21 protein-coding genes are annotated in these 22487 nt (G+C 55.7%); 11 read left to right on the plus strand and 10 right to left on the minus strand.

All coding sequences use genetic code 11. The features are described from left to right. Window positions 1–203 precede the first annotated feature (203 nt). Together PQR63_RS08615 and PQR63_RS08620 are read left to right on the plus strand one after the other, a co-directional pair. Complete coding sequence (locus tag PQR63_RS08615) at window positions 204–1262, plus strand: glycosyltransferase family 4 protein (protein ID WP_408167382.1); 1059 nt, start codon at window positions 204–206, stop codon at window positions 1260–1262. A gap of 62 nt (window positions 1263–1324) precedes the next feature. Next, a complete protein-coding gene (locus PQR63_RS08620; RefSeq protein WP_408167384.1) occupies window positions 1325–2227 on the plus strand; it encodes a hypothetical protein in 903 nt (300 codons plus the stop codon). 97 nt (window positions 2228–2324) lie between these two features. On the opposite strand, the gene PQR63_RS08625 is transcribed toward PQR63_RS08620, so the two are convergent. Beyond that, on the minus strand, window positions 2325–4280 hold the full coding sequence (locus PQR63_RS08625) for a glycosyltransferase family protein (protein ID WP_408167386.1): 1956 nt from the start codon (window positions 4278–4280) through the stop codon (window positions 2325–2327). Window positions 4281–4596: 316 nt separating this feature from the next. Between PQR63_RS08625 and rfbF the strand changes: the two genes are divergently transcribed. The 4 genes from rfbF to PQR63_RS08645 all read left to right on the plus strand — a co-directional run bounded on the left by rfbF (window position 4597) and on the right by PQR63_RS08645 (window position 8922). Then, window positions 4597–5373, plus strand: coding sequence for a glucose-1-phosphate cytidylyltransferase (gene rfbF, locus PQR63_RS08630; protein ID WP_408167388.1), 777 nt, complete (start codon window positions 4597–4599; stop codon window positions 5371–5373). A gap of 10 nt (window positions 5374–5383) precedes the next feature. Beyond that, entirely contained in the window at window positions 5384–5935 is a 552-nt protein-coding gene (locus tag PQR63_RS08635; protein ID WP_408167390.1) for a dTDP-4-dehydrorhamnose 3,5-epimerase family protein, read from the plus strand. Next, entirely contained in the window at window positions 5932–7155 is a 1224-nt protein-coding gene (locus PQR63_RS08640) for a methyltransferase domain-containing protein (protein ID WP_408167392.1), read from the plus strand. The genes PQR63_RS08635 and PQR63_RS08640 overlap by 4 nt, the downstream gene beginning before the upstream one ends. An 81-nt stretch (window positions 7156–7236) precedes the next feature. Beyond that, complete coding sequence (locus tag PQR63_RS08645) at window positions 7237–8922, plus strand: hypothetical protein (RefSeq protein WP_408167395.1); 1686 nt, start codon at window positions 7237–7239, stop codon at window positions 8920–8922. Between the two features lie 70 nt (window positions 8923–8992). Here the strand turns inward: PQR63_RS08645 and rfbD are convergent, their stop codons facing one another. The 9 genes from rfbD to PQR63_RS08690 form a co-directional block, all read right to left on the minus strand. Then, window positions 8993–9940: a dTDP-4-dehydrorhamnose reductase gene (gene rfbD, locus PQR63_RS08650; protein ID WP_408167397.1), complete on the minus strand. Its 948-nt coding sequence runs from the start codon at window positions 9938–9940 to the stop codon at window positions 8993–8995. After that, window positions 9937–10482, minus strand: a complete 546-nt coding sequence (gene rfbC, locus PQR63_RS08655) for a dTDP-4-dehydrorhamnose 3,5-epimerase (RefSeq protein WP_408167400.1) — start codon at window positions 10480–10482, stop codon at window positions 9937–9939. Before rfbC ends, rfbD begins: the two co-directional genes overlap by 4 nt. Before the next feature lie 21 nt (window positions 10483–10503). Then, window positions 10504–11409: a glucose-1-phosphate thymidylyltransferase RfbA gene (gene rfbA, locus PQR63_RS08660; RefSeq protein ID WP_408167403.1), complete on the minus strand. Its 906-nt coding sequence runs from the start codon at window positions 11407–11409 to the stop codon at window positions 10504–10506. Then, entirely contained in the window at window positions 11406–12479 is a 1074-nt protein-coding gene (rfbB, locus tag PQR63_RS08665; protein WP_408167405.1) for a dTDP-glucose 4,6-dehydratase, read from the minus strand. Before rfbB ends, rfbA begins: the two co-directional genes overlap by 4 nt. Before the next feature lie 39 nt (window positions 12480–12518). Next, a complete protein-coding gene (gene galE / locus PQR63_RS08670) occupies window positions 12519–13529 on the minus strand; it encodes a UDP-glucose 4-epimerase GalE (RefSeq protein ID WP_408167406.1) in 1011 nt (336 codons plus the stop codon). Window positions 13530–13561: 32 nt separating this feature from the next. Beyond that, window positions 13562–14641 (minus strand): CDP-glucose 4,6-dehydratase, encoded by a 1080-nt coding sequence (rfbG, locus tag PQR63_RS08675; RefSeq protein WP_408167408.1) that lies wholly within the window; start codon window positions 14639–14641, stop codon window positions 13562–13564. 376 nt (window positions 14642–15017) lie between these two features. Beyond that, window positions 15018–16016, minus strand: a complete 999-nt coding sequence (ttcA, locus tag PQR63_RS08680; RefSeq protein ID WP_408167410.1) for a tRNA 2-thiocytidine(32) synthetase TtcA — start codon at window positions 16014–16016, stop codon at window positions 15018–15020. 23 nt (window positions 16017–16039) lie between these two features. Then, the gene (locus tag PQR63_RS08685; protein ID WP_408167411.1) at window positions 16040–16435 is read right to left on the minus strand and encodes a dihydroneopterin aldolase; all 396 of its coding nucleotides are present in this window, start codon (window positions 16433–16435) and stop codon (window positions 16040–16042) included. 72 nt (window positions 16436–16507) lie between these two features. Continuing rightward, a complete protein-coding gene (locus tag PQR63_RS08690) occupies window positions 16508–17272 on the minus strand; it encodes an SDR family oxidoreductase (RefSeq protein WP_408167413.1) in 765 nt (254 codons plus the stop codon). Window positions 17273–17463: 191 nt separating this feature from the next. On the opposite strand from PQR63_RS08690, the gene PQR63_RS08695 reads away from it, so the two are divergent. The 5 genes from PQR63_RS08695 to PQR63_RS08715 all read left to right on the plus strand — a co-directional run bounded on the left by PQR63_RS08695 (window position 17464) and on the right by PQR63_RS08715 (window position 22382). Continuing rightward, the gene (locus tag PQR63_RS08695; protein WP_408167415.1) at window positions 17464–18609 is read left to right on the plus strand and encodes a class I SAM-dependent methyltransferase; all 1146 of its coding nucleotides are present in this window, start codon (window positions 17464–17466) and stop codon (window positions 18607–18609) included. Between the two features lie 30 nt (window positions 18610–18639). Next, window positions 18640–18834: a DUF2905 domain-containing protein gene (locus tag PQR63_RS08700; RefSeq protein WP_007883080.1), complete on the plus strand. Its 195-nt coding sequence runs from the start codon at window positions 18640–18642 to the stop codon at window positions 18832–18834. 9 nt (window positions 18835–18843) lie between these two features. After that, window positions 18844–19500, plus strand: coding sequence for a response regulator (locus tag PQR63_RS08705; protein ID WP_408167418.1), 657 nt, complete (start codon window positions 18844–18846; stop codon window positions 19498–19500). Between the two features lie 5 nt (window positions 19501–19505). Continuing rightward, complete coding sequence (locus PQR63_RS08710; RefSeq protein ID WP_408167420.1) at window positions 19506–20804, plus strand: sensor histidine kinase; 1299 nt, start codon at window positions 19506–19508, stop codon at window positions 20802–20804. A 102-nt stretch (window positions 20805–20906) separates the two neighbouring features. Further along, window positions 20907–22382 (plus strand): DegQ family serine endoprotease, encoded by a 1476-nt coding sequence (locus PQR63_RS08715; RefSeq protein ID WP_408167422.1) that lies wholly within the window; start codon window positions 20907–20909, stop codon window positions 22380–22382. Window positions 22383–22487 lie beyond the last annotated feature (105 nt).

Consider the following 22487-nt stretch of genomic DNA (forward strand, 5'->3'; position numbering starts at 1 on the left):
TGGCGGTGACTTCGAAAGATTGTCCAAATGCAAAGTTGAGGGCCATTTCTGCATGTTCTCGGCCCTTTGAGCATCGAGGTTCTCATTAAGATGGTAGCCGGTCATGCAACCCTCTGAGGGCATGAAAATTTGCCCCTTGCGGAAGAAACGGATCAGCGAGCGGCATCAGTTTTGTTATTGAAGACAGCTTTTTAAGGTCGTACATGAAGATTCTCCTCCTGAATGACGAGTTCTATACCACCGGCGCCAGCATTGCCATGTTGCGCCTGGCTGAGCGTCTGGTGCAAAACCATGAAGTGTCGGTCATGGCGCGCATTGATGGCGAAGGCGAGATCAAAAAGAAATTCGAGGCGCTTGGCATTCCTATCGTCAAGGAAATACAGGCCGGCGCAGTCGATCTGCTGATTGCCAATACGCTCTTGTCGGGAGCCCACGTTGCACAGGCAGCACCCAAAGTGCCTGTGATCTGGTGGATCCATGAGGCGGAAGTTGGTCGCGACATGATATTGCGCTTCCCGCAGCTGGCAGAAGGTTTCAAGCATGCTGCCCATATCGTGTTCCAGACCGAATTCCAGCGCATCGTGTACGGTAGCTTTTTGTTCGACAGCCCGGCCACGGTACATGTCATGCCGTTCTGGAATGATGCGATCTATCGTCAGGAAAGCCTGCAGCCGGAACCAAAGCCGGCCAACAAGAAACGTATTGTTTGCATCGGCACGATTGAGCCGCGCAAGCGTATTGCCGATACGATAATGGCAGTCGACAGCCTGGAAGCTGATCTGCGTAACCAGATCGAATGTGTCTTCATCGGTAAATACCTGCAATTGCCGGAAGGTGCACGCAAGCTTGCAGATGCATTCCCGGATCGCTATCGCATGCTCGGCGAATTGCCCAATGAAGTGGCACTGTCGTATATGGCTTCCGCAGATTTATTTGTGCTGGCCAGCGACAGTGAGTCGCAGCCCCTGACGATCTGGGAGGCATTTGAACTGGAAGTGCCGGTGTGTCTCTCCGATCTGGAAACCTACCGGCATGTCGGCCTGCGCAATGCGCGCAACGCCATGATGCATCCCGTCGGCAACATCGACATGTTGGCATCCAACATCCGTATGATGCTCAGCAACGATAGTCTGCGCAAGAGCATTACGTCGGCAGGAAAAAGTCTGTTGCTGAAAAACTTGACCGATGACTGGACCGACCGGTTTGAACGTCTGGTATATCGCGTCAATACCGAAATGGAAATCAAGAAGCTGGGCTATTGATTCAGCAACATGGGATTCAATGCCTGCCGCGTCCACCGCTCCAATTACTCGATGAAATCACAATGACTTTTAATCAACGCGCCACCACGGTGCTTCAATTGCCTGTATCGCCGCTGACCTGGGACGGCATTCTGAAAGAATGCGACCGCCTGGAGCAGGAGTTCTTGCATATCCCTTCGGGCTTTAAATGGGCGCTGGATTACAAGCGATTTCAGGTTGAGCAGGCGCGCGGCAATGCCAGTGCATCCCTGGCGTATTTGAAGTCAGCGATCGCCACCATGCCGTACAACGGTGACATCATTGGAGACTATAAGGGAGTCGTGAAGAAGACATCGGGCGTCAATAGCATCGTGATGATCGTCTCCAGCAAAAAGAACGAAGCAAAAGCCTTGCGTCTGGCCGCGCAGTTTGACAACGCGAATGTCGAATACATGATTGTCAGCGGCGCCGATGCGCCATCGATCAAACATGTCCGCGCATTGCAGGTCAACGCGTCTGATGCCTATGAAGGCACGCCAAAGAAAGTCGCAGAGGCGCTGACGTGGGTGTACGAAAACATCGGTAACAACGTCGGCGTGCTCAAGCTTGAAGACCATATGAGCCTGCGCGAACCAGAAAAACTACGTCAAAGCCTCGTGACCTTGGCGAAGGAAGATGCTTACGCCGGCGTACGCTCCGCCAATCTTGACCACGACCGTTGTTTGCATTGGGGCGAATGCCGGGACCCGCTGTTGAATCGCCGCGTCTACGGCAAGCCGGTATTGCGTCCCTGGGCGAACGGCAGCGCCTATTATCTTGGTGCCGGACCGCTGGAAAAAGTCGTGCTGGCGCTGATTCGCTTCCCTGGTTTGTTTGACGGTGAATACTACGAAGACAAGCTGGTTGGGGATGCCTTGGTATTCGAAGCGGTCGAGCCAAAGTTTGTGAACAGTTACGCTGATTTCGGTTTGGCCGAAGGTGTTTGATGGTGTGCGTTGCGCCGACCCCTCGTCAATGACGGACCGCCAGTAGCGATGTAAGGCTGGAAAAAAATGCGGCTCCCCATTAAGGAGCCGCAACGAGTCAGAAAAAGTCGGTCGCTTGCTCGGAAAAATATTCCGTATCGCAGCGTCGCAATACATCATGCCGCAGAGCGCGGAAGCGTTGCAAATAGGCGTTATCTCCTGAATGCTGATACGCGACCTTGAGCGCATCGAGCATGACCATTTCGTCGCGGCACGGATAGAACAGTGGATTGCCGATGCGCATCGCGCTGACGTTCAGATTGACAATCCGCAGTTCTGGCATCAACGCCAAGACCAGCGATGCGATGCGTTCCATGATGAACACCTTCATCTGCACGGTGCTCTTGCCGTAGTCGGTAATCTCGGTCAGCTTTCTCGCCAATGCGCTGTCGCCTGCTTCGGCGATTTCAAACATACGCTCATTGATGGCAAACCATTTTTCCCAGAAGACCGGCTTGGCCACGATGTAATTGCAATAGACCGTCGTGCGGAAATCATTGATCAGACCCTGAATGTCCACTTCCAGGCCGACAGCGCGCATCAGTTCGATGACGATCGGCAGCAGTTCCGGATGACGGCGGTTACCTTGCTCAAACACGCTCAGGTAACACGCGGCATCGGACATGGTCGGCGAGAAGGTGTACACATCTGCACCCGGATTGCTCTCCATGAGCGCATGTACCTGATGCGCCTGCAAACCGCTCTTATTGTGAAACTGTGGCGACAGGAAGCCGTAGTACTCGTCGGCGTTGAGGTCGTTGTTCTGGAAGTAATCGCGAATGCACCAGTATTCGAACCAATCCGGGCGTGGATTGCCAACCACTTCCAGTGGAATGAATCCGGGATCCAGTGAGCGGCGGGTAGCTTCGTTGTAATGGATTTGCAGGATGTGTTTTTTCATCGGGGTGGCATCCGTCGTCGGGTTGGCAGTGGCCGCAGCAGGTGCCGCTGACCTCGTTGTCGAGGCGGTCGCAGTAACTGAGGCAGGTTTGCTGATGAAGCTGCTGTAGACGCTGTTGTACAGCGCCGATTTTGCGCGCAGGTCAAAATCTTTCCGGACTTCATCCTGGCCTGCCAGGGCGATGGCTTTGCGTTTCTCGGGGGATTCGATCAGTTGCGTAATCGTGTCCAGCCAGGCCTGGTCATCATTGGGTAGCAATAAGCCTGTTTGGTCATGTGTGACGACCTGGTTGTAGACCGTGACGTCGCTGAAGATGGAGGCGATGCCGGCCGCAGAATAGTCCAGCCACTTGATGTAGCTCTTGCATTGATTGTATTCGTCGCTGGCCAGTGGAATGAGCGCGATGTTCCAAGCCCATTGCTTGAGTTGGGCGGCATAGTCGACGTACTCATGGATGAAACTCTGGAAGATGGCATTGGGATGATTTTCCCAGCCTTTCGGGCATTCCCAGCCGACGAAATGAATTTTCAGCCGTGATCCATAGCGTTCGCACAGCGCTTGCAGAGATTTGTTCACCAGCGCGAAATTAGATGGCTGAATCGATGAGCCAAGCAAGCCGATGGTAATCGCATCGTCCGGCCGCGGCGTCGGCACCGGACGGAAAAACAGATCGTAGTCCAGATAGTTCGGCAGGACATGAACTTGTGGATTGAGAGGGCGGTATTTTTCCGCTAAAAACTCTGTCGACACGACAATCGCCTTGGCGCGTCGTGCCGTGTATTCGATGCCTTCTTTCCAGCTCGCACCTGCAGCGGCTTCCGGATGATCATGTGGGATTTCATTGAGCAGGTCATCGGATTCGTAGATCACCGGCTTGCCCAGGTTGAAAATCGCCTCCAGTGCCGAAATCGGCAGCAGGCCCGGCGTAAACCGATGTAACAGAATGAGATCGGCGCTTTCCACGGCATCGGTTTGGAGGACGCCATCGCGAATACCCCAGATTAATTCCCACTCATCTTCCAGATGGGCGAACGGGCGGATCAGGCGGATTTGCGGGCAGGGGCTCCAGGTCGACTCGACGGTGTAGATCAGGATACGTTTTTTACGCGTCACGGCTGCGGTCCTTATTGTCGTTTGCTGCGAATATTCGTTCATGTGGCCATCATAAATTGCGCTGACCGGACACGACTAAAGCCCGGCTGCGGCAAATAGCCCCGATCGGGAATTATTGTGCAAAAACGCCGCAAAATCCTTTGGAAGCGGACGTTTTGCGATGCCTTCGGCGCCAAATATAACGTACAATTTTCGAAGGACGGGGGCGGTGCCGATAGCAGGCAATCCGATTTCGTTCTGCGAAGATCGAAAACTACATTATGCCGTTGCTTGCGTCGGCACAATCTGTCGAAATGACCTATGTTTGGGGGTGTTTGTGAAAGTTGTGATTCTTGCTGGTGGTCTGGGAACGCGTCTGGGCGAAGAAACCGATGTGCGCCCGAAACCGATGGTGGAAATCGGCGGAAAGCCTATCCTGTGGCACATCATGAAGAGCTACTCGCACTTTGGCTTCAATGAGTTCGTGATCCTGCTTGGTTATAAGGGCTTTTTGATCAAGGAATATTTTGCGAATTACTTCCTCCATCAGGGCGACGTCACCATCGATCTGGTCGACAACAAAGTCGAAGTGCATCGCAATAAATCCGAGCCCTGGAAGATCACACTGCTCGAAACGGGTTTGCACACGCAAACCGGTGGCCGCTTGTTGGCGGCACGTGATTATCTGGGCGAAAAAGATTTCATGCTGACTTACGGCGATGGCGTGGCGGACGTTGACATCAAGGCCCTGGTCGCGCATCACGATCAACACAAGGCGCTGGTCACGATGACTACCGTCCAGCCGGAAGCGCGTTTCGGCATGGTCAACACCGACGAAAAAGGCTACATCAACGACTTCCGCGAAAAGCCGCCCGGCGACCTGGGTTGGATCAATGGCGGTTTCATGGTGTGCCGTGCAGGCGTATTCGACTATCTCCAAGATGGCGAAGGTACTATTTTTGAACGTGCCCCGCTGGAAAACATCGCCCGCGACGGCATGCTGTTGAACTGGCAGCATCATGGTTTTTGGAAGTGCATGGACACGCTGCGCGACAAGATTCAGCTCAACCAGTTGTGGGACAGCGGTGCCGCGCAATGGAAGAAGTGGGCTTAAGTCTGCAGACATGAAGACGTTGCCTACCGACCTGCCCGGCGTGCTACTGATTGAAACCGATCGCCGTCGCGATGAGCGCGGCGGGTTTGCCCGCTGGTTCTGCGACACCGATCTGGGTGACGCGTTGCAGGGCGCGACCATCCGCCAGATCAATCATTCCCATACGGTGCAACGCGGCAGCGTGCGCGGCATGCATTTTCAACACGCACCGTACGCGGAGAAGAAAATTATCCGCTGCCTGACCGGGAAGATCTTCGACGTCGTCGTCGATCTGCGCCGTGGCTCCCCGACCTTTCTCACCTGGCGCGGTTTCGAGCTGGAAGAGGGCGATGACCGCGCCTTGCTGATTCCCGAGGGATGCGCGCATGGATTTCAGGCGCTGACCGACGAAGTACAGATGCTGTATCTGCATACCGCATCTTACACACCGGCTGCCGAGGGCGCTCTACGTTTCGACGATCCTCGCGTTGCCATTGCGTGGCCTTTGCCGCCACAACATTTATCCGAGCGCGACCTGCAGCATCCTTTGCTGGGCGCTGATTTTTCCGGGATTATTTTATGAAATGCCGTCACTGTCAGACCGACCTGCACGATACGTTTATCGATCTGGGTTTTTCACCGCCGTCGAATGCCTATCTGCGTCAGGAAGACCTGATGCGACCGGAAACCTACTATCCGCTGCGCGTGATGGTGTGTCGGTCCTGCTGGCTGGTGCAGACACAGGACTATGCGCATTACGACCAATTGTTTGAGTCCGACTACGCGTATTTTTCGTCAACGTCGACGACCTGGCTCAAGCATGCCGCCGATTACGTCGAGATGATCACATCCCGTTTGTCATTGAGTCAGAATTCGAAAGTGGTTGAGATCGCCGCCAACGATGGCTACCTGCTGCAATATGTGCAGCAGCGCGGCATTCCTTGTCTGGGCGTGGAGCCAACCACCAGTACGGCCAACGCAGCGCGCGCCAAGGGTATTCCGATTGTTGAAGAATTCTTCGGTGTGAAGCTGGCACGAGATATCGTGGCGCGTGACGGCAAGGCCGATTTGATCGCCGCAAACAATGTGCTGGCGCACGTGCCGGACATCAATGATTTTCTGGGTGGCATGGCGGTGTTGTTGAAGGATCACGGCACCATCACCATCGAATTTCCGCATCTGCTTAACCTGATTGAGCAGAGCCAGTTCGATACGATCTATCACGAACACTTTTCCTATCTGGCGCTTGGCAGTGTTGATCGCATGATGCGTACGTTGGGTTTGCGCGTGTACGACGTAGATCAGATCCCGACCCATGGCGGCAGCTTGCGTGTTTATGCATGCCATGAAAATGCGGCCCATCAACCTACTGCGGTATTGCGTCGCGTGCAGCAGCAAGAGCTGGATTTCGGTCTCGAAAAGATTGAGACCTATCAGGGCTTTCAAGCGCGCGCTGAAAAGATCAAGCTGGATTTACTGCAATTTTTGCTCGAGCAAAAACGTTTGGGAAAAAAGGTCATGGCCTATGGCGCTGCCGCCAAAGGGAATACCTTGTTGAACTATTCCGGCGTGCACGCCGATCTGTTGCCGCTGGTGGCGGATGCTGCGGCGTCCAAGCAGAACAAGTACATGCCTGGCAGCCATGTGCCTATCGTGTCGCCGGCGGCATTGCTTGCAGCGCGGCCTGACTATGTGCTGATCCTGCCGTGGAATCTGAAAGCGGAAGTGGAAGCGCAACTGGCCGAGATTCGCAACTGGGGTGGACGTTTTGCGATCGCCGTGCCGCACATGCAGGTGTGGTGAATCTGAAGTCCCTGAGGGCGCTCGTCTGAGCGCGTGAATGCAGCAATACCAATGCCAATGCCAATAAGTACGGACCATTTCATGAATATTTATCTGTATCAGATAGCGCGCAATGCCGAGGCCGGGTTCATGGCCTTGCCACGTGAAGGCGACGACGGTCTCGATGGCTGGGGTGACTATGCCGCCATCCGTACTTATTTCGCGAGCGAAGCTGTCGATGACGAGGCGCTCTACGGTTTCGTTTCCGCAGACTTTGTCCAACGGACGGGGCTGACAGCTGATGACATCGCACGCTTTGTCGATGGACATCCTGATAGCGATACTTATCTCTTCTTCCCGTTCACGCGCAATGCGGCATGTTTTCTGAACGTATTTGAAGAGGGCGAGTTCCATCATCCCGGCTTGCAGCAACTTGCTCAGGATTATCTGGAAGCGGTCGGTTTGTCGCTTGACCTGCGCGAATTCGTCACCGACTTTCGCGCTGTCGCGCATACCGGCTATGTCGTTGCAAAGCCGGTGTTCTGGAAGACGTGGTTCGATCTGACGGAGAAGGTATTCGAGCTGGCAGAGTCCGGTAATGATGCGCTGGCCGGGCGACTCAATGCGCTTTCTACCAACACGCCGCCGCTGACGATGAAATCTCTGCTGACGGAGCGCATTGCTTCGCTGGTACTGGCCTTGGATCAGCAATTGCGCATTGCTGTATTTGATCATGCGAAGTTGCCGTTGTCCGATCTCGGGCTGCTCGCGTATCAAGACAAGTTGCCGGAACTCGATAAGATGAAGCGCGACTATCTCGCCACCGGCGACATCACGCACATCGATCGGTTTTTGGCGCTGCGAAATAGCGTCTTGCAATTCAGTAAGGCTGAAAAGGTCGAGGCACCGGCGTCATCTCAGCCACCTCAACTTGCGACCTCTTCAAATACCGTGGTCGGCGGACAAAACGCCGAGCTGGTCTACGGCTGTATTACACATGTAGAGTTACCGATTCGGTTTCCTGGTTTCGTCACCCCGATTTATCTGGGTGATTCGCAGGCTGAAGGACGCCTTAATCTGCGCGAGCTGGCGCCGCAATGGGTGCCTTACCACCCGATCGTCGGCGGCATGGTGGGCAACTTCGCGTTGCGCAATCACATTCTCAAGAACTATCCCAACGTCAAACGCATCGGCGTCTGCATGTACCGGAAATTCATCTCGCGTGACCGTATCAGCGGCGTGCCGGCGGAAGACAACTGGATGATGGACGTGGTGTCGAACAAGGATCTTGCGCGACAAAGTTTTGACAGCATGCTTGATCCCGGCTCAAGCGACCTGCTGGTCGGGAAGACCTGCGGTTTCGTTGCCGATGGTCAGAGTGCCGGCTATCTGAAGCACTATGCACGCGCGCATCACGTGGAGGACATGTTGCGTTTCGCCGCGGAAGCCGTAGACCTGGGTGTTTTGCACAGCAACGAAGTGGAACTGTTTTTCGATGAGCGCGTGTTCTTCATGGGAGGCGTCGAACTGGGCGTCTTCCCAGCCGATTTCTGGCTCAAGAGCATCGCCGATATCGAAGCGGTAGCGTGGGCTTGCGTGCAGCGCTATCAGGTCAAGCGTGAGGGTTATCAATCGCGCGCATGGGCGTTTTGTGCAGAGCGACTTGGCAGTTATTTGCTGCTGCGTTATTTGCGGTCAATTTGCGGCGGCGACAACTTCGAACAGTTCATGGGGCAGTTGAACCTGATCACGCAGGGCGATCAGACGCTGTACGTACCGAGCAACTGATTTTTATCCTGTCGGAAAATCTCCTCCGGCAGGCATTCTCTTCTTCTTTCTCTTCTTCTTTCTTTTCTATTTAAGCCAGCTTGCGACCGTCAGCCAGGTTGTATTCCCGAATAATTTCATCGAGGCAGTTGGCGACATCGGTCTGCCATTGCGGCATGGTTACGCCGAAGGTCGACGCCAGTTTTGCGCCGGACAAGCGGGAATTTGGGGGGCGATGCGGCGGGACCGGATACGTGCTGGACGGTACCGGTGTGATGACGCTGGCACCACTGACCTTGACCGGCACATGCAAAGCCTGCAGCCGTTCAACGATAAATGAAGCGTAGCCATGCCAGGAAGTTTCACCTGCCGCAGTGAGGTTGTAGATGCCACTGGTGCGGCGCAGATGATCGAGATCAATCTGTGTGCCGGACGTTGTCTGCTGATTGACCAGCAAGCGGCGCGTCACGTCGCTGATGGTTTTTGACCATGTCGGTGCGCCGAACTGGTCACCGACGATGGTGAATTTTTCCTGCTCTTGTGCGAGACGAATCACGGTCTTGAGAAAATTACCGCCACTCACGCTATAGACCCAACTGGTGCGCAGTATCCAATAGGCTTCGCAGTGACGCGCAATGGCTTCTTCGCCGGCGCATTTACTTTTGCCATAGACATTGATCGGATGTGTCTGAACTGTTTCGTCGTAAGGCACATCTTGTGTGCCGTCAAAGACGTAGTCGGTGGAATAGTGCACTACCGGTGCGCCCAGCCGTTGCGCTTCTTCCGCGATGACGCCTGGTGCTTCGCCGTTGATGCGCATGGCCAACTCCGGCTCGTTCTCGGCTTTGACGACGGCGGTATACGCTGCCGGATTGACGATCAGGTCCGGACGCGTGGCACGGATGGTGTCGCGCACCTGATCCAGATCAGACAGATCCATTTGCTGACGTGAGAACGAGACAATTTCACCGAGACCGCGCAGGCTCTGCGCCAGCTCATTGCCGATTTGGCCGCTCTGGCCAGTGAGCAGAATTTTCATGCGAATACCTCGGCGTTGGCCAGTAGTGTGCCGTTGTTGTCCTTGGCGGATAGAACGGGTTGGGATTGAATATCCCAATCAATGCCAATGGCAGGATCGTTCCAGAGGATGCTACGTTCGTATTCCGGCATCCAGTAGTCGGTGGTCTTGTAGAGAAATTCGGCATAGTCGCTACGGACGACAAAGCCATGTGCAAAGCCGGGCGGTACCCATAGTTGGCGTTTGTTTTCTGCCGAGAGAATGACCCCGACCCAGCGGCCGAACGTCGGTGATGATTTACGGATATCGACGGCAATGTCCAACACTTCACCGGAACTGACGCGAACCAGTTTTCCTTGCGGATGCTGAATCTGATAGTGTAAGCCACGCAACACATTGCGTGCGGATCTGGAGTGATTGTCTTGCACGAAAGCATCGACGATGCCGGTCAATTCTTGGAAGCGGCGTGCGTTGAAACTCTCGAAAAAAAAGCCACGGTCGTCGCCAAACACTTTTGGTTCGACGATCAGGACATCGGGAATCGCGGTAGAGGTGATCTGCATGAAGATAAAAGAATAAGCCGGTTAATAGCTCTGATCGGTCAGGAGGCGCATCAGGTACTGGCCATAAGCATTCTTCTTTAGCGGGGCCGCCAGTTTCTCCAATTGCGCAGCATCGATATAGCCGCGGCGATATGCTATTTCTTCCGGGCAGGCGACTTTCAGTCCCTGGCGTTTTTCAATAGTGGCGATGAACTGGCTTGCTTCCAGAAGCGAATCATGGGTGCCCGTGTCCAGCCAGGCGATTCCACGGCCCATTAATTCGACTTGCAGCTGGTTGCGCTCCAGATAGGTGCGATTGACGTCGGTGATTTCGAGTTCGCCGCGCGCCGAGGGTTGAATGCTGTCGGCAATATCGCAAACCTGGTTGTCGTAGAAATACAGGCCGGTTACCGCATAGTTCGACTTTGGTTGAGCCGGTTTTTCGACAATACCGATAGCTCGCCGTTGCCGGTCAAACTCGACTACTCCATAGCGTTCCGGATCGTTGACGTGATAAGCGAATACCGTTGCACCATCAGGGCCTGCAGCAGCCGCGCGCAATTGATTCTCAAAGTCGCGGCCGTAAAAAATGTTATCACCGAGGATCAATGCTGAAGGCGCATTGTCGATGAAGCCGCGACCAATGATGAACGCTTGCGCCAGCCCATCCGGTGATGGCTGTACGGCGTAGCTGAGATTGAGGCCCCATTGGGATCCATCGCCGAGTAGTTCCGTAAAGCGCGGCGTATCCTGCGGCGTCGAGATGATCAGGATGTCACGAATACCCGCCAACATCAAGCTGGTCAGCGGGTAGTAGACCATCGGCTTGTCATAGATCGGCATGAGCTGCTTCGATATGACGGTGGTTGCCGGATAAAGCCGGGTGCCGGATCCGCCGGCAAGGATGATGCCTTTGCGCTCAGGCATCAGCCGGTCATTTGTGCTCATGTCGTCTCCTCGGCGTCGCCGCCGTAGTGAAGCTCCAGCCATTTCAGATAACCGCCGGTGCGGATGTTGATCACCCATTGCGGATGATCAAGATACCATCGTACGGTCTTGGCGATACCGGTTTCAAACGTCTCTGTTGGTTTCCAGCCAAGTTCTCGCTCTAATTTTCGGGCGTCGATGGCATAGCGACGATCATGTCCCGGACGGTCTTGCACGAAGGTGATCTGATCGCGATAGCTGCCGACGGCTTTTGGTTTTTGTTGATCGAGGATATCGCATAGCGTGTGAACGACGTCTAGGTTGGCCTTTTCATTCCAGCCACCGATGTTATAAGTTTCTCCGACCTTGCCGCGCGCCAGCACTTGGCGGATCGCGGCGCAATGATCGCTGACGAACAGCCAGTCGCGGATTTGCTGGCCGTCTCCATAAATGGGCAGTGCCTTGCCGTCGAGTGCGTTAAGGATGACCAGCGGTATCAGCTTCTCAGGGAAATGATACGGGCCGTAATTGTTTGAGCAATTGGTGGTCAGCGTCGGCAAGCCGTAGGTGTGATGATAGGCGCGCACCAGATGGTCCGACGCAGCCTTGGAAGCGGAATAAGGGCTGTTTGGTGCGTAAGGCGTCGTTTCGCTGAACGGTGGATCGTTCGGCCCTAGTGTGCCGTAGACTTCATCGGTCGACACGTGCAGGAAGCGAAACGCAGCCTTTTTTTCTGAATCCAGCGCAGACCAATAAGCACGCGCAGCCTCGAGCAAACTGAAGGTGCCGTTGACGTTGGTATGGATGAATTCGCCCGGACTATGAATGGAGCGATCGACGTGACTTTCGGCAGCGAAGTGAATGATCGCGCGCGGTTGGTGTTGTTCAAACAGCTGCGTGATTTTTTCACGATCGGCAATATCGGCCTGTACGAAGTGGTAGCGTTCGTCGCCGTCGAGGCTGGCCAAGTTGTAGGGATTGCCGGCGTAAGTCAGTTTGTCAATATTAAGGACATGCTCGTCCTGGCTTGCCAGGAGGTCCAGAATGAAATTGCTGCCGATAAAACCGGCGCCACCTGTTACAAATATCATCGCTTGTTCCGTCTGTTGTACCGTCAGTGCCAGTTTGCGTCAGATGCGAAAGCCGTTGGGGTTGCTACTTTGCCAGCGCCAGCTGTCCTCGCACATGGTATCCAGGGACCGTGTGGCTTCCCAGCCTAGCGCCGTCTTCGCCAGCGTGACATCTGCATAGCAAGAGGCGATATCGCCGGGGCGGCGAGCGGCGATGATGAAAGGCAGGGCTTTGCCGCAGGCCTTTTCAAAGGCCTTCACGACATCAAGTACGCTGTAGCCTTTGCCGGTGCCAAGATTGACGGCAAAGCACTGCGGTTCTTTAAGATATTCCAGCGCGTTGAGATGGCCTGTCGCCAGATCGGCTACGTGGATGAAGTCACGCACGCCGGTGCCATCCGGCGTATCGTAGTCGCCACCCCAGATATTGAGTTTGTCGCGCTTGCCGATGGCGACCTGAGCGACGAACGGCATCAGATTGTTGGGCATGCCTTGGGGATCTTCGCCAATGAGGCCGCTTTCATGCGCACCGACTGGGTTGAAGTAGCGCAGTAGCGCAATGCGCCAGTCAGGATGGGCGAGATGGAAGTCGCGCAGCATGTCTTCGATCATGATCTTGCTGCGACCATAGGGATTGCTGGCCGAGAGCGGGTGCGATTCCGTCAGCGGCAGGTATTGCGGATCGCCGTAGACGGTCGCTGATGAGCTGAAGACCAGCGTTTTCACGCCGGTGGTTTGCATCGCCTCCAGCAAGCGCACGGTTCCGACGACGTTGTTGTCGTAGTACTCCAGTGGCTTTTCAACCGACTCACCAACCGCTTTCAGTCCTGCAAAATGGATGACCGCGTCGCACTGATATTGACGCAGCGCCTGCTCAAGCGCCGCGCGGTCGCGGATATCGCCTTCTACGAGCGTCAGCGATTTGCCGGTAATTTTTTCAACGCGCCGGGAGGCTTCCGGAAAGCTGTTGCAGAAATTGTCGAAGACCACGACATGGTGTCCGGCGCTGAGCAACTCCACGCAAGTATGTGAACCGATATAACCTGCGCCGCCTGTAACGAGAATGTTCATCTTTATTCCGACCTGATTGATATAGCCCGGAATTATGTCAGATTCTGGTAGAACTCAATCTGGCTTTCGCTCAGGGAGCGCATGTCTTCGTTGTTGATATAGCCGCTATACCATTGCGCCGTCAGTTCCAGAGCCGTGTACAGCTCCATCTTTGGAATCCAGTCCAGCCGCTGGCGCGCCTTGGAAATATCCAGGCGCAGGAAAGCTGCCTCGTGTGGCGCGTTGGCTTGGCTTTCGAGTCGCACCTCAACTGGCGCGACCTCGTTCTTTTGCAGCGAATGATTGAACGTCGCACACAGCTGGCTGACCGTCTGCAAGTCGGTATCGGCAGGGCCAAAATTCCAGCCTTCGGCAAACTGCTGTCCGGATTCGAACAGACGCTGAGCAACAGTCAGATAACCCGACAGCGGTTCCAGTACGAATTGCCATGGGCGGATCGCGTGTGGATTGCGGATGCTGACGGCTTCTTCTTTTTCCAGCGCGCGGATAAAGTCGGGGATCAGGCGGTCGGCGGCAAAATCACCGCCACCGATGACGTTGCCGGCACGCACGCTGGCGATGGCAGCTTGCGAGTCTGTACCTTGTTGAAAATAGGAGCGGCGATACGCAGATGTCACCAGTTCTGCTGCACCTTTGCTGCTGCTATAGGGGTCGTGGCCACCCATTGGGTCATCTTCGCGATAGCCCCACAGCCACTCGCGGTTTTCGTAGCACTTGTCACTGGTCACGACGACGACAGAGCGTACGCTGGGTGTCTGGCGCACGGCTTCGAGCACATGCGCGGTGCCCATGACGTTGATGGCGAAGGTATCGATCGGCGAATTGTAGGAATCGCGCACCAGCGGTTGCGCCGCCAGGTGAAAAACGACATCCGGCTGGACTGCCGCCATCGTTTCGCTCAGGTGCTTCAGGTCGCGCACGTCACCGGTCGTCGTTTGCACGCAATTCTGGAGTCGCGCCAGATGGAACAGGCTCGGATTGGTCGGGGCCGGTAATGAATAGCCGTAGACCTTGGCGCCCCAACGGTGCAGCCATAGTGTCAGCCAGCTACCCTTGAAGCCGGTATGACCAGTAATGAAGACGCGCTTGTCGCGCCAGAATTGTGCTGCCATCAAACTTCCTCATGCACGAAATAAGCAGTGTCGGGCATGTGCAGAGGTATGGATGCTATCCATTACGGCGGAGGAAGCCTTGATCATCTTGCTTCCCTTTCTGAGGTTGTACCCTCAGCCCCCTGCGGCTGTCGCGACTGTCTTGATTTGATTGATATCGTCGTTCGAATGCGTATTTCAGAAAAATTACGTGAATTACGTATCCGACGAGCAAATTAAATCATGATGCCCAGTCGCTTCAAGCGATGATCAGGAGGGTATTTGGTATCTAATCCGTACGACTATCCACTTTGTAAATTTTATTTACAGGTACCGCAGAGAAAAAAGCACGCAGGCTTAGCCCGCGTGGATTTGCGAGCCGCTCTCGCAATCGGACTCAATCTGCAGGGTGTAGCGAGATAACATTCTGCGCAGTAGGGTTGCTCGTAGCGCAAGGGTCTTCGTCGAACGCAATATCTCCATCCGCATCGGCGATGCCGGTTGCTTTCAAATTGGCAAAATCAAACAGATTCCTGTCCATCAGATGCGACGGTGCAGCGGTCGACAGAGACGCAAAAATATTATCGACGCGGCCTGGATATTTTTTTTCCCATTCACGCATCAAGCCCTTGATCTGCTTGCGTTGCAGATTTTCCTGGCTGCCGCACAGATCGCAAGGAATGATCGGAAATTCCTTTACCTCTGCATAGCGCGTGAGGTCGGCTTCTTTCACATACGCCAGCGGACGGATGACGATCTGCTTGCCGTCGTCGGACTGCAATTTCGGTGGCATGCCCTTGAGTTTGCCGCCGAAGAACATGTTCAGGAAAAAGGTTTCGAGGATGTCGTCACGATGATGCCCCAAGGCAATTTTTGTCGCGCCTAGTTCTGTTGCAACGCGGTAGAGAATGCCGCGACGCAGACGCGAACACAGCGCACAGGTTGTCTTGCCTTCCGGCACCACACGTTTGACGATGCTGTAGGTGTCCTGGTTTTCAATGTGATACGCCACGCCCAGTTTTTCCAGATAAGCTGGCAGGATGTCGGCAGGGAAATTCGGCTGCTTCTGATCCAGGTTGACGGCAATGATGTCGAAGTTGATCGGCGCTCGCTCGCGCAGGGTCAGCAAGATGTCGAGCAGGGCGTAGCTGTCCTTGCCGCCGGACAGGCAAACCATGATTTTGTCGCCATCTTCGATCATGTTGTAATCACCGATGGCCTGGCCGGTCAGGCGGCACAAGCGTTTGTGCAGCTTGTTGTTTTCGTAGGCGATTTTCTCCGCCTGTTTGACCGATGGCGACAATGTAGTCGCCTGCGTGGCGTCAGAGGCGTCAGAGGCGTCAGAGGCGGCCGAAGTGTCTTCGGTGAGTTTTGCGTGTTCGAGCAGATCGTTCATCTTGGGGCCTGCAAATAAGGTAATTAGATTGCTTCTTTAATGCGGAAAACTTCTACGCCGACCGAGTCGCAGTCCGGATAGACATCGGGTTTCTCTGTGGAAACTCTTACGGCGCGCACCTTCGGATGCGCCAACATCGCCTTGATGACGTCGTCGCACAGGGTCTCCTGCAAATGAATGTGGCCTTGGGCCATGCGTTTGGCGATGGTGCTGCGGATGAAGTCGTAATCGACCACTTCGTCCAGTTGGTCGTGTTCTGGTGTCGACATGGCCAGTGGAATGAACAGGTCGACATTCACCAGAATGCGTTGCTCACCCTTCTTTTCGAACTCATGCACGCCGATGTTGATCAGCACTTCATAGTTGCGCAGGAACAGGCGGCGGCAATCGTTTAGAGCTGGATGATAGAGAGAGAACATAGTTTCCGAAAAGAAAAGTAGGAGCCGGTTTGCCGGTTCATCAAAAATAAGGAGGCGATTTAGCGGGGCGGGCTATTTCGCCAGGAACATGACGTCGCGTTGCAAGGGGATCAGATGTTGACCGCCGTCCACCAGAATCGTTGTGCCGGTAATGGCCGGCGACGCAGCAACAAAACAGACCGTTGCGGCAACATCTTCCGGCGTACTGCTTTTGCCCAGCGGCGTGACGCGATGGGCCTTCTCGAACTCCGCCGCACTTTGGTCTCCCGACACCATGGTGATGCCGGGCGCTACGCCAACCACGCGAACACGTGGTGCAAGTGCCTGCGCCAGCAACGTGGTCGCGCTTTGGAGCGCCGCCTTGGACAAGGTGTAAGACAGGAAGTCGGGATTGGGATTGTACAACTTCTGGTCCAGCAGATTGACCACCACGGCTTGCCGGTCGGCAGGCGTTGCCTCATACAAGGCTTGTGCCAGCAACACCGGCGCGGCGACATTGGCGCGCATGTGCAGATCCAGTGACGTCATGGTAAAGCTGTCGGCCTGATCATTGCGGAACAGGGACGCGTTGTTCACTACGCAGGTCACTGGACCGAGTTGCGCAGCCTGCGTGATCAGCGAGCGTACGCCGGCTTCATCCGCCAGTTCGCATTGCAGCGCGACGGCGCGACGGCCCAGGGCAGTGATCTCATTGACGACCGCCAGCGCTTCATCGCGCGACTGGCCGTAATGCACGGCGATATCCCATCCATCGCGCGCCAGCGCCAGCGCGATCACGCGGCCGATACGCTTGGCGGCTCCAGTGACGAGTGCTACTTGTTGGCGTGAGGAAGTCATGGCATTCATATCATCAGAAACAGAGAGCTGCGGGGCAACCCGGCTGGCCAATCTGTTGGCAAATTGTTTAGTAAATTAAAGCGAAGGCGGTCGCACAGACCGACGGCAGGCAAATGAAAGCGCCGGCAATTCGCTGGCAATTCACCGGCAAGTGAGCAAGGCCGCTGCGTATTTCAAATACAATACTGCCCATGCAACTGCAATTACCTGAACCATCTGCCGACGCGCTTGCCGCTTCCCGTTCTCTCCAGCATCTGATCGCCGACGAAATCCGGCGCAGCGATGGCTGGATCTCGTTTGCTCGCTACATGGAGCTGGTGTTGTATGCGCCCGGGCTGGGTTATTACAGCGGCGGCGCGACAAAATTGGGCAAAGAGGGAGATTTTACAACTGCGCCGGAAATTTCGCCGCTTTTCGGCGCAACTTTGGCGCATTTGGCGACAGAATTGTTCGATCAGACCGATGCCGCCATCATGGAATTCGGCGCGGGCACCGGCAAACTGGCCCTCGACATACTGACCGAGCTGCGTACCGCCGATCGTTTGCCGACACATTATTTCGTCGTCGAGATCTCGACGCAGTTACGGGCACGGCAACAGGAAACACTGCGTGACTTTCCGCAGGTTCGCTGGCTCGACAGCCTGCCGGCGGCATTTTCGGGCGTGGTGATCGGCAACGAAGTACTGGACGCGATGCCGGTGCAATTGGTGATTCGTGGCGAAGATAGCTGGCTTGAGCGTGGCGTCACGCAGGATGCTTCTGGCGCCTTTGCGTATGCGGACCGTCCTTGCGACGATACTTTGATGGCGCAGATCCCGGATGCCGAAGTCTTGCCGGTTGGTTATCTGACTGAAGTCCATCCGATTTCTGTAGGCTTCATGCAATCGTTGGGCGCGATGTTGCAAGGCGGAAAAGGCGTTGCCTTGTTGTTCGACTACGGTTTTCCGGCGCACGAATATTATCTGCACGAGCGCGGCCAAGGCACGCTGATGTGCCACTACCGCCATCACGCCCATCCGGATCCATTTTATTTGCCGGGTTTGCAGGATGTGACCGCGCACGTTGATTTCACCGCGATGGCAAAGGCGGCCATCGAGGGCGGTCTGGATGTGTTCGGTTATACCAGTCAGGCCGCATTCTTGCTCGGCGCTGGTATCGGCGATTTGCTGCTGCGTACCTCGCCGGAACAAAGCCGGGCCTATCTGCCGCAATCGAATGCTGTGCAAAAACTGATTTCTCCCGCGGAGATGGGCGAGTTGTTCAAGGTGCTGGCGGTAGGAAAAAATATCAACTGGCCGGAGCGTCTGTACGCACACGACCGTACTCATCGTCTATAAACACAACAAGCACAATAAAAGAGTCCGCACATGATTCGTTGGGTTGTCGTCATTTTTCTCGCTGTGATTGTATTTTCCAGCCTGCTGCCATGGCTGGAAAAGCTCGGTATAGGCCGCCTTCCCGGTGACCTGCGCTTCAAGCTGTTCGGGCGCGTCTTCTCGCTGCCGTTTGCATCGACCATCCTGATCTCGCTGGTAGTGTTTTTGCTGGCGCGTTTCCTTTAGGAAAACAATATGCGCATCCTGCTGGTCGAAGACGATCTGATGGTAGGTGAAGCGGTGCGCAAGGGCTTGCGACAGGACGGTTTCGCCATCGACTGGGTACAAGACGGCAAGGCTGCAGAATTGGCACTGAAGCAGGAAGAGTACGCGCTGGTTTTGCTCGATCTTGGGCTGCCGCAAAAGAACGGCCTGGCGGTGTTGCAGACTCTGCGCGCCGACGGCAACACTATTCCCGTCCTGATCACCACCGCACGCGATGCCGTGGCTGATCGCGTCGCCGGTCTGGACGCCGGCGCCGACGATTATCTGATCAAACCTTACGATCTCGAAGAACTTTCCGCGCGCATGCGTGCCTTATTGCGCAGGCAGTCGGGCCGCGCTGATAGCCTGATTCAAGTGCGCGAAGTGACGCTGAATCCGGCTACGCATGAGGTATTTTTGCAGGGCCAGCCGGTGAATCTGTCGGCCCGTGAATTCGCGTTGCTGCGTGCTTTTCTGGATCGTCCGGGCGTCGTCTTGTCACGCGCGCAACTGGAAGAGAAATTGTACGGATGGGAAGACAGTATCGACAGCAACGCCGTTGAAGTGCACATCCACGCCCTGCGCAAGAAGCTCGGTAGTGACTTCATCAAGAATGTGCGCGGTATCGGCTATCTGGTTCCTAAATAAACGCAATGAATTCGATACGACGACAACTTTTGCTGTGGCTGGCGCTGGGTTTGAGCGGCGGCATTCTGCTGGCCGGCATCGTGCTCTACTTCCAGGCGCGCGATGAGGCCAACGACATCTTCGACTACCAGATGCGCCAGATTGCCGCCTCGTTGCCGCGTCAGGCTTTCGCGCCGATTGCCCCTGGACAGAGTTTGCCCGGCCTCGACGACGAAATCATGATGCAGATCTGGGATAGCACCGGCACCGTCATCTATCACTCGCACTCGCGCAGCGTCATGCCGCAACAGGCGGAGCTCGGCTTTATCGATGTGCCGGGGCCGGGCGGGATGTGGCGTGTCTACAGTGCGCAGATCGGTAGCACCGTGGTGCAGGTGTCGCAGCCGCAAAGCGCTCGAAAGGAAGTTGCGGCGCAGATGGCGGTGAAGACGGTGATGCCTTTACTGCTGCTGTTTCCTTTTCTTGGTGCGCTGATCTGGGTGGCGGTCGGACATGGCCTGGCGCCGGTGCGGCGCGCGGCGGCCGACGTGCAACTGCGCGACATGAATACGCTGACACCGATTGCCGACCAAAGCCTGCCGCAGGAAATCCGTCCTCTGACGCAGGCATTCAACGATTTGCTTGATCGATTGCAGCAGGCCATGCAGGCGCAGCGTGCCTTCGTTGCCGACGCCGCCCACGAGCTGCGCACGCCATTGACGGCCCTGCGTTTGCAGGCACAACTGGCCGAACGCGCCGACAACGACGAAGAGCGTCGTGCGGCTTTCTCCGATCTGAAAAACGGTCTGGAGCGCGCCACGCATCTGGTGCATCAACTGCTGACCTTGGCGCGCCAGGAGCCGGGTGTGCAAGCGCATGTACCGGTCGATCTGGCGGCGTTGCTGCGCAGCGTGGTGTTGGATTTGTCGCCATTGGCGGAACACAAGAACGTCGATCTTGGCATCACGGAAGAAGCGGTCGGCAGCGTCTCCGGCAATGCCGATGCCTTGCGTATTCTGTTCAGCAATCTGCTGTCGAACGCCGTGCAATACAGCCCGTCCGGCGGCACTGTCGATGTCGGCATGCAGGTGCAGGGCGACAAGTTGATGGTCACTATTCAGGACACCGGGCCCGGAATTCCGGAGCAGGATCTGGTGCGTGTCTTCGATCGTTTCTATCGCGCCGACAATGTGCAGTCGACTGTTCTCGGCAGCGGCCTCGGACTCGCCATCGTCAGGCAGATTGCCGATTTACATGATGCGACTGTGTCGTTGCACAATACGGCCAGGGGATTGCAGGCGCAAGTGGTCTTTCAACGCTGCTGAGCTCTCTTGTAACAGTTTGTTTCCTTAAGTCTGTCTTAATTTTCGCGATTTACGCTGCATTCCATCGGGTGAAAGGTCACCCATTCTGCAAGGAGTGCTTCCATGAATCGCCGTACCGTCTTTGTTCGCAATACGCTTGCCATCATGCTGGCCGCTATCGTCGGCGGCAGTTACGTGTACTTCCGTGGCGCCGACATTCCTGGCGCACAAGCTGCCAATATGCCGGTGCAAGCCGCCGCGCCGCTGGCAGCGGCAACGCCTTCGCTGGCGACACCGACTGATTTCTCCGGCATTGTTGAACGCGCCGGTCCGGCCGTGGTGAACATCAGCGTCACCGGCAAGGCGAAGCCCAGTACAGATCAGGCGTCCGCCGACGTTGATCCCAACGATCCATTCTCTGAATTCTTCAAGCGTTTCGGGCCGCAATTTCAGCAGCAACCGCGCGGCCCGCAAATCATGCGCGGCTTGGGTTCGGGCTTCATCATTAATTCGGATGGCCTGATCCTGACTAATGCCCACGTCGTCGATGGCGCGCAGGAAGTGACTGTGAAGCTGACTGACCGCCGCGAGTTCAAAGCCAAGGTATTGGGCGTGGACAAGCAGAGCGACATTGCCGTGATCCGCATTGCAGCCAAGGATTTGCCGACAGTACAGATCGGCAATCCTGCATTGATGAAAGTCGGTGAGCCGGTGCTGGCGATCGGTTCCCCTTATGGCTTCGACAATACGGCAACTGCAGGTATCGTCAGCGCCAAATCGCGCAGCCTGCCGGACGACAACTATGTGCCGTTCATCCAGACAGACGTCGCGGTCAATCCCGGCAACTCCGGTGGACCGTTGTTCAATCTGAAGGGGCAAGTGGTCGGCATCAATTCGCAGATCTATAGCCAGACCGGCGGCTATCAGGGCTTGTCGTTCTCGATTCCTATCGATGTGGCGATGAAGGTGGAGCAGCAACTGGTGCAGCACGGCAAGGTGACGCGCGGTCGTCTCGGTGTGTCGGTGCAGGAAGTGAATCAGGCGCTGGCAGAATCCTTTGGCCTCAAAAAATCCGAAGGCGCGTTGGTGAGTTCGGTTGAGAAGGGTAGTCCCGCCGAGAAAGCGGGCGTACAACCGGGTGACGTGATTTTGCGCTTCAATAATCAACCTATCGATCATTCGGTCGACTTGCCGACACTGGTTGCCGACACGGCGCCAGGCACGACGCAAAAGATGGATGTCATGCGTAACGGTTCGATCAAATCGCTTAGCGTGGTTGTCGGCGAGATGAAGGTGGCGAAGGACGCCTCCGGCAAAAACGGCGCTGAGCAGCAAGGCCGTCTGGGTCTTGCCGTGCGTCCGCTTGACAAGGATGAGCAGCAGCAAATCGGCGTGCATGGCGGGTTGGTGGTGGAAGACGTCAACGGCCCGGCGGCGATTGCCGGTATCCAGAGCGGTGATGTGATTCTGTCGCTCAACGGCAATGCGGTGACCAGTGTCGAGCAGTTGCGCAGTCTGGTGAGTAAGGCCGGCAAGAGCGTTGCCCTGCTGGTGGAACGCGGCGACGATAAGATCTTCGTGCCGGTGTATCTGAACTAAGTGTTAAGCGGTGTTTCTCGTGGTGTCGTAGGTAGGTGCAGCAAGCAAGTGTAGTAAGCAGGTGCAGTAAGCAGGTGTAGTAAATAAGTGAAGTGGGCAGGACGG

This window comes from Herbaspirillum rhizosphaerae (assembly GCF_046025915.1).
GTDB classification, from domain to species: Bacteria; Pseudomonadota; Gammaproteobacteria; order Burkholderiales; family Burkholderiaceae_D; genus Herbaspirillum; species Herbaspirillum rhizosphaerae_A.